Source organism: Lewinella sp. 4G2 (genome assembly GCF_001625015.1).
Classification (GTDB): domain Bacteria; phylum Bacteroidota; class Bacteroidia; order Chitinophagales; family Saprospiraceae; genus Neolewinella.
On the sequence record NZ_LVWJ02000014.1, the window covers coordinates 493,910 to 511,130 of the forward strand.

Annotated in this window: 12 protein-coding genes; 7 read left to right on the plus strand and 5 right to left on the minus strand. The window is 58.3% G+C overall.

Going from position 1 to position 17,221, the window contains the following annotated elements:
* Window positions 1–149: 149 nt before the first annotated feature.
* Window positions 150–1,961, plus strand: coding sequence for an apolipoprotein N-acyltransferase (lnt, locus tag A3850_RS03540; protein ID WP_068214259.1), 1,812 nt, complete (start codon window positions 150–152; stop codon window positions 1,959–1,961).
* 137 nt (window positions 1,962–2,098) lie between these two features.
* Entirely contained in the window at window positions 2,099–3,850 is a 1,752-nt protein-coding gene (locus A3850_RS03545) for a BamA/TamA family outer membrane protein (protein ID WP_197493978.1), read from the plus strand.
* A gap of 138 nt (window positions 3,851–3,988) precedes the next feature.
* Here A3850_RS03545 and A3850_RS03550 read toward each other — a convergent pair whose 3' ends face one another.
* The 3 genes from A3850_RS03550 to bcp form a co-directional block, all read right to left on the minus strand.
* Window positions 3,989–5,134 (minus strand): MFS transporter, encoded by a 1,146-nt coding sequence (locus tag A3850_RS03550; RefSeq protein WP_068214264.1) that lies wholly within the window; start codon window positions 5,132–5,134, stop codon window positions 3,989–3,991.
* A gap of 41 nt (window positions 5,135–5,175) precedes the next feature.
* Window positions 5,176–5,790: a LysE family translocator gene (locus A3850_RS03555; RefSeq protein ID WP_068214266.1), complete on the minus strand. Its 615-nt coding sequence runs from the start codon at window positions 5,788–5,790 to the stop codon at window positions 5,176–5,178.
* Between the two features lie 194 nt (window positions 5,791–5,984).
* Window positions 5,985–6,455: a thioredoxin-dependent thiol peroxidase gene (bcp, locus tag A3850_RS03560; RefSeq protein WP_068214268.1), complete on the minus strand. Its 471-nt coding sequence runs from the start codon at window positions 6,453–6,455 to the stop codon at window positions 5,985–5,987.
* An 89-nt stretch (window positions 6,456–6,544) separates the two neighbouring features.
* Here bcp and A3850_RS03565 point away from each other — a divergent pair, with 89 nt between their 5' ends.
* A complete protein-coding gene (locus A3850_RS03565; protein ID WP_068214270.1) occupies window positions 6,545–6,748 on the plus strand; it encodes a hypothetical protein in 204 nt (67 codons plus the stop codon).
* Window positions 6,749–6,804: 56 nt separating this feature from the next.
* Here A3850_RS03565 and A3850_RS03570 read toward each other — a convergent pair whose 3' ends face one another.
* On the minus strand, window positions 6,805–11,562 hold the full coding sequence (locus A3850_RS03570; RefSeq protein ID WP_068214272.1) for a M43 family zinc metalloprotease: 4,758 nt from the start codon (window positions 11,560–11,562) through the stop codon (window positions 6,805–6,807).
* Window positions 11,563–11,667: 105 nt separating this feature from the next.
* Window positions 11,668–12,969: a ribosome biogenesis GTPase Der gene (gene der / locus A3850_RS03575; protein ID WP_068214273.1), complete on the minus strand. Its 1,302-nt coding sequence runs from the start codon at window positions 12,967–12,969 to the stop codon at window positions 11,668–11,670.
* A 195-nt stretch (window positions 12,970–13,164) separates the two neighbouring features.
* Between der and A3850_RS03580 the strand changes: the two genes are divergently transcribed.
* The 4 genes from A3850_RS03580 to A3850_RS03595 all read left to right on the plus strand — a co-directional run bounded on the left by A3850_RS03580 (window position 13,165) and on the right by A3850_RS03595 (window position 16,797).
* The gene (locus tag A3850_RS03580) at window positions 13,165–14,094 is read left to right on the plus strand and encodes a mechanosensitive ion channel family protein (protein WP_068214275.1); all 930 of its coding nucleotides are present in this window, start codon (window positions 13,165–13,167) and stop codon (window positions 14,092–14,094) included.
* Between the two features lie 30 nt (window positions 14,095–14,124).
* Entirely contained in the window at window positions 14,125–15,183 is a 1,059-nt protein-coding gene (locus A3850_RS03585; protein WP_068214278.1) for a lysylphosphatidylglycerol synthase transmembrane domain-containing protein, read from the plus strand.
* A gap of 229 nt (window positions 15,184–15,412) precedes the next feature.
* Window positions 15,413–15,814: a transposase gene (locus tag A3850_RS03590; RefSeq protein ID WP_068214175.1), complete on the plus strand. Its 402-nt coding sequence runs from the start codon at window positions 15,413–15,415 to the stop codon at window positions 15,812–15,814.
* The gene (locus A3850_RS03595; protein WP_068214173.1) at window positions 15,811–16,797 is read left to right on the plus strand and encodes an IS3 family transposase; all 987 of its coding nucleotides are present in this window, start codon (window positions 15,811–15,813) and stop codon (window positions 16,795–16,797) included. Before A3850_RS03590 ends, A3850_RS03595 begins: the two co-directional genes overlap by 4 nt.
* Window positions 16,798–17,221: the final 424 nt, after the last annotated feature.

Here is a 17,221-nt window from a genome sequence, read left to right on the forward strand (position 1 = left end):
CACTCGCTTCGCTCGGCTACCGCCATTAACAGCCGACACTAAATCGTACTTTGCACCATCTCCACGGGAACACGCAGTGCGACAAAGCCGTGCGGTAGCTAAATCAAAAATCGAGTATCGAGAATCGAGAATCGCATATCTCCTCCCCCGTGTCCAACAAAACCATCCAACTCCTCTCCTACGGTCTCTTCGCCTTAGCAGCGGCCATCGCCGCCTGGATGTACACCCGCGCCCAATCCCAACTCCTCTGGGGATACGCGCCGCTGTTACTCTACGTGAGCCTCTACGCGGGTGGTTTTCTCCTGGCTACTTACCGGAAGGATGGCACCGTTATCAAAAGGAACCTGCTGAGTGGTTGCGCGGGGCTTCTCCTGGGACTCGGCTTTCCCGGCCTGGTTCCCTTTCCCTTTCTACTGCTCGTTGCGCTGGTTCCCTTGATCTTACTGCAACTAGAATTGCAGGAGGCCAAAGCGCCCGTCAAAACGGTCTTCTTTCACGGCTTCAGCGCTTTCGTGCTCTATAATTTGCTGGCTACCTACTGGGTAACGAATACGGGCTTTTTCGCTGGCCTGTTTGCCGTTTTGGTCAACAGTTTACTGATGTGTATTCCGTGGCTGTTCTACTACTGGACGGCGCGACGCTCCCCCAGCATCGGCTACCTCGGCTTCGCGGCGGCCTGGCTTTCCTTCGAGTTGCTTCATTACAACTGGTCACTCAACTGGCCCTGGCTGACGTTGGGCAATGGCTTCATGCAGTTTCCGGAACTCGTGCAGTGGTACGAATGGACGGGCATTTTCGGAGGTACGGCCTGGATCCTGGCGGCTAATTACCTCGGGGCAAAAGTCGTCGACGGCCTTTTCGGCAAGATCCTGAGCTCTTCGCCGGGCGCGCACAAGCGGCCACTGCTACTGATGGCGTTCACGGTGATCCTGCCGATTTCCGCGTCCCTCGTGCGCTACTTTGCTTATCAATCTCCCGGTTACGAGCAGGTATCCGTCGCTGCCATTCAGCCCAATTTCGAGCCTCACTTCGAGAAGTTCTCCGGCAACCAGGCCGCCCAGCTCGATACCTTTTTGCGCCTCAGCAAGGCCGCGTTGGATGAGGGGTCGGTGGATTACCTCATCTACCCGGAAACCAGCTTCAGCCGCATCGATGAGGACCGGGTGGACGACGCCATCGCCACCAAAGCACTCCGCGACAACCTGACCGGGAAGGGTGCCCGCTACCTCATCACCGGCATCGACGCCTACCACATCTTTGCGGACGGCGAACCCTACACCGAAGCCGTGCGCTTCTTCGACCGCGGCCGCAACGGCACCATCGCCCTCGAGGCCATCAACGGCGCCGCCCAACTGGCATTGGATTCCACCCAAACGCCGACCCAAACTTACCGGAAGGGCGTCTTCGTCCCCGGCGCGGAGAGCTTTCCGTTCAAGGACGTCCTCTTCTTCATGGAGCCCTTCGTCAACAGCCTCGGCGGCACCGTGGCCGGGCGGGGGACGCAGGCTACGCGGGATCCATTTACCTCCGAAACTGCCGCCATTGCGCCGGTCATTTGCTACGAATCCGTCTTCGGGGAATACTTCACCGGCTACGTCAAGGAGGGGGCTCAGGCGGCATTCGTCGTCACCAACGATGGGTGGTGGGACAACACGGCCGGCCACCGCCAACACCTCTGGCTCAGTAGTTTGCGGGCCATCGAAACCCGGCGCGCCGTCGTCCGCTCGGCCAATATGGGAGCCTGCGCCTTCATCGATCAACGCGGCCACGTGCAATCCCGCACCAGTTACGGCGAAGAAGGTCACCTGCGCGGCGAGATCACTCTCAACGACGAGCTCACCCTTTACGTCCGCTACGGCGACATCATTGCGCGCATCGGCGTCCTCGTGTTCCTCATGGTCCTGCTCGCCAACGTGGCGCGGACGATCCGGCCGGCGGCATTCGAAAAAGACGAAGCTTAGTGGATTGTTGGTTCGTTGGTGCTTTGGTACTTTGGTGGGCGGCTCCGGCGTTACTGCCGTACTGCCCACCAAAGTACCAAAGCACCAAAGCACTACGATGAAGTTGTAATGTAGCTTAGGCAATGAAGCTAAGTATCGTGTCCACAAATTTCTCTATCAAATTCGTACTCTTCTGGGCGCTGTCGCTGGTGCTAAGCAATGGGCAAGTAAACGGACAGGTCACCCTCGAACTGAGTACCGACGGAAACACCTGGGAAATATCTCCTAAAACCTTCGCCGATAGTACGGACGTCCGAGCAGAGCTCTCCGAATGGAAGGACAAACAACTCGCCGGGGCCTACTGGGAAGCTTCCGTCGATACCCTCTACCGGACTGGCCCCCTGGCTTTCCGCGCCGTCACCCACACCGGCCCGCGTTACGTCTGGCGTGAATTGCGGATCCCCGGCAATGACGTGATTCGGAAATGGGTGAAAAGGGCGGGGTACCGTCCCCAGCGCTACACCCGCAGCAGCGCCCTGGACCCGGATGAATGGACGGAACTGCGCGACAGCATCGTGAGCCGCGCGGCGAACGACGGCTACCCCTTCGCAACCGTTGGCCTCGACAGCATCGAATGGCTCGCCCCCGGCGAACTAGCCGCCAGACTGAGCGTCCGGACCGGCCCCCTCATTCGCGTGGGTGACGTGCGCTATCCGGAAACGGCGCGGGTAAGGCCGCTCTTCCTGCAACGGTACCTGGGCCTCAGCCCGGGGGAACCCTACCGCCAAAAACAAGTCCGCCGCCTGAATGACCGGCTCGCCCAACTGCCCTACCTGAGCGTATCCGGCCCACCGCGGATCAGCTTTGAGGACAGCCTGGCCTTCTTCGATCTGCAGCTAAAAAAGCGGTCCGCCAGCCGGTTTGATTTTGTGATTGGCGTCCTGCCCGGCAGTGGTACGGACGGCGGCATCCTCTTCACCGGCGACCTGAACGGGGAGCTGTATAATGGCTTCGGGCAGGGCGAACGGATCCTGGCCCGCTTCGAGCAACTCCGCCCCCAAACCCAGGAATTAGCGTTGCTGGTGGATTACCCCTACGTGCTCGGCCTCCCCTTCGGCTTCGAGGGGGAATTGGACTTGTACCGGCGGGATTCGACCTTCCTCAACCTTAACTGGCGCGCCGCGGCGACCTACCTCCGCGAAGGAAACGACCGCCTCAGCCTCTTCTGGGAAAACCGGCGGACGATCATTCCCGGCCAGTCCGATCGGTCCGAAACGATCAACCCCATGCCCAACGATACGGCCGGGGTGCGCCGCTCCTTCTTCGGCATCAGCGCCAGCCGGGTGCGGACGGACCGCCGCTTCAGCCCCCGCCGGGGTTACGCCGCCAACCTAAGTTTAGCCGCCGGCTTCCGCAAACTACTGGACGTACCCGAAGTGGACTCCCTACCCAACAACCGCGGCCAGATCAAACTGGAGGGCGGGGCGGATTACTACCTCCCAGCCTTTGGCGGAGTGGTCGTCTACGGTGGCCTCCGCGGCGCGGCCCTGTTTGGTCGGGACCAGGTCCTCATCAACGAACAGTTCCGCCTCGGCGGCGCCAACCTGCTGCGGGGGTTCGACGAGCAATCCATTTTTGCCCGCGACTACTTGGTGGCCACCCTCGAACTCCGTCTACTCCTCGGCGGTAACGCTTACCTCTACACCTTCGCCGACGCCGCCCGCGTCAACGGCCGTAACCAGACCCAACCCAAACTGGAAATCGATTACCCCCTGGGCTTCGGCGCCGGCGTCAATTTCGAAACCCGCGCCGGCATCTTCGGCCTCAGCCTGGCCCTCGGCCGCAGCAACGGCGTCCCCTTCGATGCCGGCAACCCAAAGGTCCACCTAGGCTACCTCAGCGTATTCTGACCCCACACAAGACTACCCGTCCCGAAGGGCCGGCCTACGTAGCGGTGGCACACCGTCAGGTGGCCCACTCTACAATGCGACGGTGGCCCAACCCACAATGCGACAACTACCCTTCCGATTAAACAAAGAATACCCACCCTACCCCCTCCCAAAAAAAAGCCCCAAAACCGGCCCCGGCAACAACAACAAAAACAAGTACTCCGGCTCCACCCAGTCCACCGCGTACCCCAGTAGTTGCAGGCTACCGATCGTCACCGCGAAGCCGATACAGTTCACAATCGTCAGGGCCGTCCCCTTGATCTCCGGATCGGCCGCGCCGGCCACCAGCGTCGAAAACAGGGGGGAATCTGCCACAACCACCATCCCCCAGAATATCAGGAAGGGCAGAAAAACAGAGGCCGGCGCCAAGAAGAACAGCGGGGATAACAAACAACAAAGCCCGGAGGCACCAAGCGCAGTCCGTGCCGTCCGTCGCACCCCGTAAGTGGCACTGAGTTGGCCACCAAATACGCAGGCCAGGGCACCAGCGGCAATTATCCCGAAAGCCCAGAGGGAAAGAGCATTCGCCGTGCCATCGCTGCCAAAGTAGGCCAGCAGCCAAACCGGAACGAAGGCCCAGAAGGCATACAATTCCCACATATGCCCGAAGTAGCCGAAGGCCGCGGCCCGGAAGGATTTGCGTTGAAAAACGCGGAGAAAGGACGTCAGTTGTACCCCTTGTCCTCCGCGGCGGTGAGGACCGTCCGGGACCAGCCACCACATGGATAAGCCTCCCAGTGCGGCGAGGGCGGAAGTGAAGTAGAGGATCAACTCCCAGGGTAGCGCTCCACCAAGCCCTTTAATGAGGTGGGGAAAGGCCGTGCCCAACACCAGAGCGCCCACCAGATATCCGAGGGACCGCCCCAGGCCCTCACGGTAATAATCAGCGGCAATCTTCATCCCAATTGGATAAATGCCCGCCAGGAAAAATCCCGTCAAAAACCTTCCGGCAAGGAGCGTGGGGTAGGTACTCATTTCCCACGTCGCACTTAGGTTGGACCCGGCTGCGGCGAGGGCCGAGAAGAAAAAGACCTTCGAAGGGGAAAAACGATCCGCAATGGAGAAGACCGCAAAAACGAGTGTTCCGACAATGAATCCAATCTGGACCGCAGAGGTGATGTTCCCCACGGCGCCTACGGGCAGGCCGAAAGTAGCGGCCAGATCTCCCATCACCGCATTACCCGCAAACCAAACGGAAGTACAGCAGAACTGAGCCAGTACGATGGTAGGAAGAAGGTGCTTCATTGCGTGGAGGGCGCGGCTTTAACCACGTCACGATGGGGAAGTTACCACCAAACCCTTAGCCCCAGCACCAACCCAAACATCCCCAGCGCCAACGCCCCAAACCGCTGCACCTTGATTACCATCTCCGGCTGCAAAAATTCTCGCAGCTTTTTAGCAGAGAGCACTTTAAGCGTATCCGTCAGAATGATCGTACCCAGGATGCCGCCGTAAATAGCCCAGGCGGACGGCTCGGGGAGGTCCCGGTCGTGAATCTGGGTAATGGAAAACACCGTCCAGAAACCAATGGTAAATGGGTTGAAGGCATTGATGGCTACCCCCTGCAAAAAGGCACCCAGCACGCTGCGCCGGGTCCGGATCCGTTCGCTGTCCGCCTCGATGATGACCGGGGGGCGGAACCACATGATCGTGGCCATCCCGACCAGCAGGATCATCCCAACCGTGCCCACCACCTCGGCGAAATAGGGGTAAGCCGTAAACTTCGTCACGGCCCCCATCCCGTAATGGGTCAGGAGCACGTAGATCAGGTCGCTCACCCAAATGCCCGCCGCCCCCACGAGCGCCATGAACGTCCCCCGTCGCAAACTCAGTTGCAACAACAGCACCAGGATCGGCCCCACCAGCAAGCTGAGGATCAGGCCGGCACGGATACCTTCCAAGATGTAGGATACGGTTGGGATTACGCAGGGGATTTTACAAAGGAGCAGGAAGGTAGGGAGAAAGAATAGGTGTTTACACGGACAGCTAAATCACTACAATTCCCGACTGACGTTCCCGGTTTGGAACACCACGATAGGCCGGACCACGAAGTAGCTGAGTAGCAAATCATTCCTCACTAATCAAATATCAACTATTACATACCCCCCGGTTCATCCGCCAAAATCTGATCCGCGTGCACTTTCGTCTTCACCTTGGTGTACACCCGGTCCACAATACCGTCTTCGTTGATCACCACCGTGGTTCTGAGCACACCATCGTATTCCCGGCCCATGAACTTCTTCGGCCCCCAGGTGCCGTAGGCGTCCATCATCTTGTGTTCCTCGTCCGCGACCAGCGGCATGGGCAGGTCGTACTTGTTGATGAACTTCAGGTGCTTGGCGGGTTTGTCCGGGCTCACGCCGAGGAGCTCGTACCCTTTCTCTTTCAGCACGTCGTAGTTATCCCGTAGCGAGCAGGCGGCGGCAGTGCAGCCGGGCGTATCGTCCTTGGGGTAGAAGAAGATGATGAGTTTCTTCCCGGCGTAATCGGCCAGGCTTACGGTGGATCCGTCCTGCAGGGTTCCGGTGAAACCGGGGGCTTTATCGCCAGCTTTGAGTGTCGTCATGGCAAGGGAACGGCTTCCCCTGGGATAGGTTTATTAATTCGCTGAACCCTGCTTTTGCCCGGGCGTTAGGAAGGCAAACCCCAAATCCAATGCGCCAAACCCTCGTCATGCTAGGCGTCCTCACCGTCGCCGTGGCCGTTTACTGGCCCATCCTCCGCATCGCCAGGGCGGATCTGGCCGCCCGCACCCGCGCCGGGCTCAGCAACGGTGGGGTTTACGCTGTACTGCTACTTCCACTCGTCGGGCCGGTGCTTTACTTCATCTTTCGGAAGCACTTTTCGGTTGGGGAGTAGATTGTAGAGTTGGCCTTACCAATCCCACCATAGCGGTGATAACGTTCCAGTCGATCTTACCGCATCAACACCACATCACCGGTGTAAGAGACGACCTCACCGGTAAAGAGCCGGACCTGGGCCCGGTAGATAAACACGGCGGGGTTCATCAGTTTTCCGTCCAGGCGCCCGTCCCAGCTGGCCAAGTCGGAGGCGGGGTCATTGGATTCGCTGCGGAATACGCGGCCACCCCAGCGTTGGTAGACTTCCAGGGATTCTACGGCCACCACCGCCGGGCCGGGGTAGATCCGGAAACGGTCATTATTACCATCCGAATTGGGGCTGAAGGCGGAGGGGATGTACACCAGATCCTTGCGGTCAACGATCAGTTGGAGTTCGGCGTCGATTACGCAGCCGGAGGGGTCCACGGCAGTCACCGTAGCTGCGCCGGTGGCCGGAGGGCGGACGCTCAGAAACGGACAATTTGTACAAGTATCTCCGAAGGTCGTCCGCAGGAGGTAGGGCAGGCTGTCCGGGACAAAGCCTAGCGGGCCAACCTCCACGCTATCTCCCAGACGAACGAAACGGTCTGGGCCCAAATCAAAAGCGTAGCCCTGTCCTTCGCCAATCATGACCGTATACGTCGTATCGCAACCATTCGGGATACCCGCCCGTAGCGTATACGAACCGGCCGCCAGGGAATCAAACCGGGGGACCATACGCACGGCGCCACCGGCGAGTTGGTATTCGAGGCCGAGGGAGTCGCCCAGGATCACGAGGCTTCCATCGTCGGCACCGGGGCACGTGGCCGCCGCGGCCGTCAGCGTAAGGGTGGGGACGCGGCTGGGCACTACGATGATGCTGTCCTCGGTCGTGCAGCCGGCGGAGTTGGTTACCGTGACTCCGTACACGCCCGCCGGCAGGTTGGTCACTTCGTTCGTTGTTGCTCCGTTGGCCCAGCGGATGTCCACCAGCCCGGCGCCCGGCCCGATCGTCACCCGCCCGGCACCTGCGGCAGCGCCCCCGCAATCCTGAGCCGTGGTTTCGGTACTTACAGCGGGAGTCGGTGCCACGAACAAGGCCAGCGTATCCGGCGCCGTACAATCAGCCGCGGTGGAGGCGATAAAAGTTCCCGCGCCACCCCGGTTTGCGCCGTCGAAAAAGAGGCTATCGCCGGGGCACAGCGTCATTTCCTGCCGCGCGCCCGGTAGCGCATCGGTGACCTCAACGAGGATGCTGTCCGTACTGATGCACCCGCGGCTCAACTCGGCGGCGACGAACAGCATCGTGTCCCGCTCGGGGGTAAAACGGACCGTTGGGCAGTCGTCGCAGTCCAAGTAAGTGCTGCTCGTCCACTGGTAATTATTGAAGCCATTGAGGCTAAATACGAGTTCCTGGCCGAAGCAGATAATGGTGTCCGGCCCCAGGTCAATCTTCGTGGTCGGCTCCGTTATCACGCGCATCGTATCGCGCCCGATCCGCCCGCAACTATCCGTGGCTTCCACCCAGTATTCGCCGGCTGCGAAAGCCGTAAAGGTCCGTTCGGTCGTCCCGTCCACCCAGCGGTAACTGGCGTATCCCGGAGGCGCGGCGAGGGGTACGACGCCATTGTCGCACACCGTTTGGTCCGGTCCAAGATCAACGGGATCCGGGCGCTGCCGCAGGTGCAGGGTGATGGTGTCCGTAGCCACGAAACCGCAGGAATCCGTCGCCGTGAGCCAGTACGTCCCCGGCGCAAAGACGGTAACGCTATCGGACGTCTCCCCAGTGGACCACTGGTAAACCGCAAAAGAATCGGCTACACCCAGGCGGACGGGGACGTTATCGCAAAGCGTAGAATCTTGGGGTAACATCAGAGTCTGGGATGGCAAACAACAACAGGTGAAAGCCAGGTCCGGATCGTCACAATCCGTGAGCCCATCGTCGTCATCGTCGAGGTCATTATCACAGATTTCGATATCGTCGTCCGTAGGGCCTCCGGGGTCACCGTCGTCGGGGCAGGTATCCCGGCAGGCGACGGTACTGAGGAGATCACCGATGGGTTCCCAGAAGAATTCTTCCCGTTCTACCGCTAGTGGCTGGCTTTGGAATTGGCTTACGCTCATCCGTACGGCAACGTCTAAAATATCGGGGTCGTACTCCCGGTTGGTGAGGCAGTCATTGGCAACGGTACCATCTTCCCGCAGGAGATTCATAATTGGTATCGTGTTGCCGGAACCAGAAAGTTGATTCCCGACCAGTAAGGGTTGATCCCCAATGGCATCTAACGATCTGCCTAAAGGTGTAGTGGTGCGGTACAGGTTTTCGTAAACATTGCCCCACAGGAGCTGGCCGTCTGTATCAAACCGTAATAAGGTTGCATCCCTGAAGGCTAAATTCAGCGTCCGTGCGCCTAGGTAGAGGAACCCTGTGGCCGTAGACTTTAAAGACTGTGCCCGGTATCCAAACAAGATGGGGAGGCGTTTTACCCAGAGTAACTGGCCGTCCAGGTTCGTACCGTACAGGTGAGTCTGCCCGGTGTTTACCATGGATGTTTCCGCCATCGTGATGACGCGGTTGCCCGTAATGGCTACGTCAATATTAGCATCAAGGATGTCCTGCACGAACCTGCGGGTAAACACCAGACTACCATCGGGATTGAAACAGGCCAAGGTGGGATTGATGCTATTTGCCCGGCGTTCCATGGTAGCCACGTACACTCGGTTCGAGGCCGCATCGTAGCGTGCCCTTCTGAAGTCGAGGTACTCCCGCCCAGTTAACGTTTGCGAAGTAGTAAGTGGCCCTCCGGTAGCCGGATCTATTCGTAAGACAACCCCCTGGCTGAGGCCCGCCAGCCCTACGTTGGTCTGGTTGATATTGCCGAACAGCAGGTAGTTCTGGCCCGGCCCCGGCTGCACCAGGGTGTTGATGCCCAGCCGCCCAGAAGCAGTTGAATAATTAAAGGCCCAGTTCACGTCTCCGGTAGTGCCATCCACGCTGAAAAGGTGGGTTACAAAGGAACCCGGCACTCCCGCGGTTACCAGGCAAGCCAGGTTACCCGCATCATCGAGGATCATCTCCCTGACCGGGGCCCAGTTACGTTCCGGATAAAGCTCGGTGTGCCACACCTGGTTGAGATCAAGATCGAAAAAGGCGACATAGGGGCCATTACTCGTATTCCCCCCGACGTAGTAACCCGTCGGCGCGTGGAGGACCGTGCTAAACAACGTACTCCGGCCAAAGTCGCCCCGCTCGAACTGAGCGGCGAAGGGCGCCGTACAACCGGGTTCCTGAAAAGGACAGTCAGGACCAACGCAGGGCGGCCGGCTGACGAAAACCAGTCGGCACCGGGTCTCCGCGCAGAATCCAAAATCCGCCGCCAGACAAATCTCGTACACCCCCGCGGTGGGGAAGGTAAAGGTGAGATCCCTGCCCGTAGGTGAAGCCACCACACCGTCAACCGTCCACGTTTCGGAGGCCACTGCGCTGCTGGTATTCGTAAAGGTCGCCGGCTGCCCCACCTCGATGGAGGCCGGGATGCCGAATGAGGTCTGGCTAGTACACTCAACTCGTACGAATTGGGTAAGGGAGTCCGGACCACACAGCGGGTCATTGCTGGATACGACGAGCTGGAGGCGGAAGAAACCCTCCACCGGGAATTGGCGACTAAAGCTAGTCCCCGACCCTTCGTCCGTTTCGTTGACGCTCCACGTAAAATTATCTCCGTTGGTTCCGGTGGAACTGAAGTTGATAGTCGTCCCTACCTCTACCGTCACGTCCCCGCCGATGAAGTTGGCCGTGATCGGTGCCGGGCAGGGGACCTGGCAGGCGAGGCTGGTCAACAGACTTTTGCGGCGGCCAGTAAGGAAGAACTCCATCCGGTCGCCCTGCCCGGGAGTGAACTCGTGGCGGCAATCCTGGCGGCCGTAATCCATGTAGTTGTAGAAGTGGTCGTCCTGGTCCGTCGCGAAGCCGGAGTTTGTGTCCGTCGTACAGCTGTTGGCCGATCCGTTGCAGGGGACGCCGGCGCGGGAAGCATCGGGCGGGGTATCGCAGACGCGGTCGCCGTCCTGTAGGCAGTCATCGTTTTTACAGCCACCGTCGAAGGTATGGGCGAGGCCGAGGTAGTGGCCCAGTTCGTGGATGAGGGTAGTGACGCCGGCCTCGCCGCCGGTCAGTCCGCGGGCTTCGACCACAATTCCGTCGAATTCCCGACCGTGGGCCGAAGGGTAATAAGCGTAACCCGCCACGCCACAGCCAAAACCGAGGCCACAGATTTCGTCCACCACCCAAACGTTGATGTATTTGGTCGGGTCGAAGCGTCTCAGGTTCTTGAGGGCGAGCTCATCGTCCGTAGCCGTGAGACTGGTGAGGGGTGATTGGGTCCGGGTGATACCGCTCGTTGGCTGGTTATCGGGCGTCCGCCGCGCCAGACAGAATTGGATGTCGGTGTCGGCCCCCGTCCCCCGGTCGAAGTAGCCCTGATTGGCGAAGGCTTGGTTCGCAAAGTCGAGGCTGCGCAGGATGTCCGCGTCCGGAATGTTCTCCGCCCCGCCGTTGTGGACGACGTGGAAAACGATGGGCAGGGTGTAAGCCGGCATCAGGCTTTTGGTGGCGGTCGGCGAACGCTGGCTTTTTTGCCAGGCTTGCTCCAGGATCGCTTCCTCGGTCTTTAGGTCCGGGTAGCGGTCCAGTAGTTGTTGGTTGGCCTGGCTGGTGATGCACCCCGTCAGCAAGTCGGGTTCGGTGTTTTGCCCTGCTAATTGGTTCCAATGCAGGCTACATAAAGCCACCAGGAGCAGTGGCAGTAGCCGGCCGCTCGCTTTAGTTCCGAACCAATACGTGAAGGTGTTCATCTCTACTTCTTACCGTCTTTTCAGGAAGAGACGGTTGCTAAAGGTACAGTTGTACGTACCTAGTAGAGATTAGCCGATAAAATTTAACGTTGCGCGTCTCCCCGCCTACTTTTTACGGAAGAAGATGGAGATCGGTACGCCCGTAAAGTCGAAGGCTTGGCGGAGTTGGTTCTCCAGGTAATTCTTGTAGCTGTCCTTCATGTGCTGCGGGTGGTTGCAGTAGAAGGCGAAGGCCGGGTAGGCGATCGGTAGCTGGACGACGTACTTGATGGAGATCTCCCGGCCACGGTAGCTCGGCGGGCTGTAGCGCTCCATGGCGTTTTGCATCACCTCGTTCAACTTGGAGGTTGGGATGCGGCGGTTACGGTTCTCGAATACCTGCATGGCGGCCTCGACCGTCTTCATGATCCGCTGCTTCTCGGTGACGCTCATGAAAATGATCGGCACGTCGGTGAAAGGGGCGAAACGTTCGCGGACCTTGGCCTCAAAATCCCGCGTCGTATTGGTTTCCTTATCCTTGATGAGGTCCCACTTATTCACGGCGATGACGACCCCCTTATTACGCTTCTGGGCGATGCGGAAAATGGCCAGATCCTGGCTTTCCACCCCGTCCTCGGCGGAAATCATCAGGACGACGATGTCCGCCCGCTCAATGGCCCGGACGGCGCGCATGACGGAGTAGAACTCCAGGTTTTCGTAGACCTTGGCCTTCTTGCGGATCCCGGCCGTATCGATCAGGTTGAATTCGTGGCCGAACTTGTTGTAGTGGCTGTTGATGGTGTCCCGCGTCGTCCCGGCAATATCAGTTACGATGTTGCGCTCCTCGCCGAGCAGGGCGTTGATGAAGGAGGACTTACCGGCGTTCGGTTGGCCGACGATGGTCACTTGCGGTAAGGTCGTTTCCTCCTCTTCGTAGTTCTCGATGTGCTTCACTACCTCGTCGAGCAAATCACCCGTACCGGAGCCGGTGACGGAGGAGAGGTAGTGGGTATCGGGGAAGCCCATGGACCAGAATTCGGCGGCTTCCAGCGTCCGTGCGTGGTTGTCTACCTTGTTGACGGCCAGGAAAACCGGCTTGTCGGTGCGGCGGAGCATTTTGGCCACCTCCTCGTCAAGGTCGGTGATGCCGGTAGAAACGTCCACCATAAAGATGATCACCTTCGCTTCGTCGATGGCGATCTCCACCTGGTCGCGGATGGCGGCTTCGAAGACGTCGTCCGAATTACGGACGAAGCCCCCGGTATCGACCACGGCGAATTCCTTTCCGTTCCAGTGGGAGTGGCCGTACTGGCGGTCCCGCGTTACGCCGGATTGGTCATCAACGATGCTCTGCTTTTCGCCGATGAGGCGGTTGTAGAGGGTTGATTTCCCCACGTTGGGTCGGCCTACGATTGCTATAATGTCCATATGGGCGCGAAGATACGACCGGGGGGCGTAGGGGTGGTGGCATCGGCTGAGTGTACGGTGTTTCCGTACGTAAAGGGGTTGGTCCTAAATTCTCACCTCGGTCCTAATTGCTTGCCCACTTGCTTGGCACCCGCGGCAGCGCCCTGTTAAGCCCCTTCCCCAAGAACCTCCCCAAAATTCCTCCGTTCCACCGCCATGGAAGATCAGGTAGAAGAAAAAGTGGATTCGATTCAGGACCTCGTCAGGGAGCTGTGGAGCGACCTGTTGCTGGCCATCCCCGGCCTCATCCTGGCGTTGATCATCATCATCGTGGGGCTCTTCGTGGCGCGGTGGCTGGCCAAGTTGGCCGGGCAAAAGATCCTTTCCCGGATGGATGACCCGCTGATGGGGCGTTTCCTCACGAATACGCTGCGCATTCTGCTCATCATCGGCGTCGTATTGCTGGCCCTGAACGCCATGGGGCTGGGCGGAATCGCCGCCGGTATTTTCGGTGCGGCCGGCGTGGGAGCAGTCGTGTTGGGTTTTGCGTTTCAGGACATCGGGGAGAACTTCATCGCCGGCATCGTGCTGGCCTTCAACCGGCCTTTCGAGGTGCTCGATACGATCGAGATCGACGGCTACTTCGGCAAGGTGCGGGGCCTGAATCTCCGTTATACCCACCTGAAAACTTTCGACGGTAAGGACATCTACATCCCCAACGCCGACGTACTTAAAAAACCCCTGCAGAACTATACGGCGGATGGCTTCATCCGCAGTGACTTCAGCGTCGGAATCGACTACGGCGACGACATTGATGGGGCTAAGGCCGTCATTCAGGAAGTGCTGGATGACCACCCGAACGTCGTCCACGACGAGGAGCACGAGAACTTCGTGATTGAGGACGAGCTCGGGGTAAGCACCGTCAATCTTAAGGTCTATTTCTGGCTCCACACCAAGGATTTCCGGGCCAATTCCCTGCAGAGTCGGGGACTCGTTATCCGCGACGTGAAAAACGCCATCGACCGGACGGGCTACAACATGCCGGCGGACATCACGGAGGTCAAACTTTACGGCGGCGCGCGTGACATCCCCATCCGTGTCGAATTTGACAATACGCCGAATTCCGAGGCCGAGAACCTCGAGTAAAGCTTTACGGCGGGGCCTTACCTTTGCGGCATGAACAAGCGCCTCGCCAATGCCCTGAAATTCATCGCCTTCGTCGGTGTCGGGGTGGGCATCCTTTACCTGATGTACCGGAGCCAGCAGGCGGCTTACCTTTTGCAGTGCCAGCTCGACGGGGTGCCCGAGGATCAGTGCAGCTTGCTCGATAAATTGGCGGCGGATTTCCGCAGCGCCAGCCCGTTCTACCTCTTCCTCACGCTCCTGGCCTTCTGCGTTTCCAACCTCAGCCGGGCGCTGCGGTGGAACATGATGTTGCGCACTTTTGGCAATACGCCGAAGCTGAGCAACGCTTTTCTCACCATCAATCTCGGCTACTTCGCGAACCTTGGCTTCCCGCGTTTGGGCGAGATTCTGCGGCCAGCCACCATGGCCCGCTACGAAAACATTGCGCTAGAACGCGTCGTCGGCACGGTCGTCGTAGAGCGCATGGTCGACGTCATCTTCATTCTGATCGCTACGGCGCTGGCGCTGGTGCTGGGCAAGGACGTGATAATGGACTGGGTACTTTCGTCCGTGGACGTTTCCAAGTTTGCGTCGCTGCCGTACATCCTGGGGATCGGCGGCGCTTTGGGATGCATCCTCCTCTACCTACTCTGGCACCAGCGGCAGCGCATTATGGCCACTAAAATTGGGGGGAAGATCATGGATATCCTGAAGGGTTTTGGCGAAGGCATTCAGACGGCCCTGCGGGTCAAAAGCCCGGCCTTGTTCCTCTTTCACAGCGTCAACATCTGGGTGATGTACTTCCTGATGACCTGGTTCACCATCCTGGCCTTTAAACCGACGGAAGCCCTATCCCCCGTCGCCGCGCTCGTCACTTTTGTGAGTGGCGGCTGGGGCATCGTCATCCCGAGCCCCGGCGGCATGGGCACCTACCACTTTCTGACGGGAGAGGCGCTGCAACTCTACGGCGTGAGCGCGCTGAATGCGTTTAGTTGGTCCAATATCAGCTTCTTTACGATCCAGATTGGCTGTAACGTACTGATTGGTTTAGTGGCGCTGTTGCTGTTGCCGGTGATCAATAAGGGGTATGCGCCAGAGCGGGTTGGGTAGGGTAGTTACCCGTCTAAAATCTAATGTCTTTTTCAATCCGGACGCTCGCGGGACCTCCTGCGTCGGACGCCACGAGGACCTATTGAAATGTGTAAGGTTCTAACTCTTTACCTACCCCCAAGGACCTCGTAGCGTGGTCAATTCGCGCGCAGCAAGAATTGAACTCCTGCGAGCGTCCGGCCCCCCCGTCTATGTCCTAAACCAAATACGTTGACACCAATGCATCGAAATGTCAACAAAAAATCGGAAGATCCGTCCCACCAAGCGCTACGGCGAGTGCTTCAAACGAGCCCGCGTCAAAGATTTTGAGGAGGGCACCTTTAGTGTCAAGCAAATGGTCCAGCTTTACGGCGTATCTTATCAAACGATCTACAACTGGATCGCTAAATACAGTAGCATGGCCAAGAAGAATGCCGTTATCGTCGAAGTCCCCAATAGTCAAACTGCTAAGCTTGCAGAACTGCAACGTCAGCTCGCCGAACAGCAAGCCCTCCTCGGTCGGATGGCCATTCAACTTGACCACAAAACGAGAATGCTGGCCATTTACGAAGAGGAGATGCCGGAGTTCAAAAAAAAAGCTGCTTCCACACTGCGCTCAGCCGACTCTTCGAGCAAAAAGAAGAGCCAATGACGAAGCAAACGATCTATTTAGCCTTGGGCGTTAGTCGACAAGCTCACGCTGCTTTTTGGAAGCGCCGAGCTAAGTACGAGGATGCCATGAACGGAGCTGAGTCTCAGTTAAAACTGTTGCGCAGAGAACACCCCGGCCTGGGCCTACAGAAAGCCTGGAGTATGCTACGGCCGCGGCATATCTCGCGCAACGCATTCTGCCGTGAGATGACCCGGCGTGGCTATGCCCTAGTCCGTAAACGCAACTACGTGCGGGTAACCCGATCGGGGTCCTATCGCTATCCTAATTTAATTAAAGAACTGATTATCAATGGGGTTAACCAAGTATGGCAGAGCGATACGACGTACTATCGCATCAACAATAGCTTTTACTACATCACCTTCATCATTGACGTTTATAGCCGTCAGATCGTAGGTGTCCATACGAGCAAACACCTACTGGCAACGGCAAACATCGCTGCCTTGGAAAGCGCTTTTCGCCAGTGTGGTCAGTCAGATCTACAGGGTCTCATCTTCCACAGCGATGGTGGTTCGCAGTATCGTAGTCGTCAGTTCGTCGAACGACTGCGTAGCAGAGGCATCTCAAGTAGTATGTGCGACGTAGCGCTGGACAATGCTTACGCTGAACGCCTCAACGGTGTGATCAAACAAGAGTACCTCGACCACTGGCAACCCAAAGACTTTGACCAGCTAAAGCGCCTGGTAAACAGAGCCGTGAAGCACTATAATACCAAACGGATCCACGGAAGGTTGCCGTTGCGAAGCAGTCCCAAAGCCTTTGTGGCCGGCTGGCGATCGGATCAGCCAGGCTACCGCTATGCGCTCTTGATCAAGGACGGCCAGGGGGTGAATGAAGACCTGTGCCCAACCGTCGTGAAGTATTTACCCACGCCCGGCAAGTATGCCCGTGAGGGGCGTGGGCAAATACTCCCCGCCGGTGTCAAGTACCTAACTGAGGAAAAATTTAAAAACCGTCGTGCGTAATGGCGCGACTTCATTATTAATCTGTCAACGCTATTTGGTTAGGCACACTAAAATCTAAAATCAAACTTCAAACGTCTTTTCAATCCGGACGCTCGCGGGACCTCCTGCGTCGGACGCCACGAGGACCTAATGAAGTGTGTAAGGTTCTAACTCTTTACCTACCCCCAAGGACCTCGTAGCGTGGTCAATTCGCGCGCAGCAAGAATTGAACTCCTGCGAGCGTCCGGCCCCCCCGTCTAAAATCTAAAATCAAACTTCAAACGTCTTTTCAATCCGGACGCTCGCGGGACCTCCTGCGTCGGACGCCACGAGGACCTAATGAAGTGTGTAAGGTTCTAACTCTTTACCTACCCCCAAGGACCTCGTAGCGTGGTCAATTCGCGCGCAGCAAAAATTGAACTCCTGCGAGCGTCCGGCCAGAGAA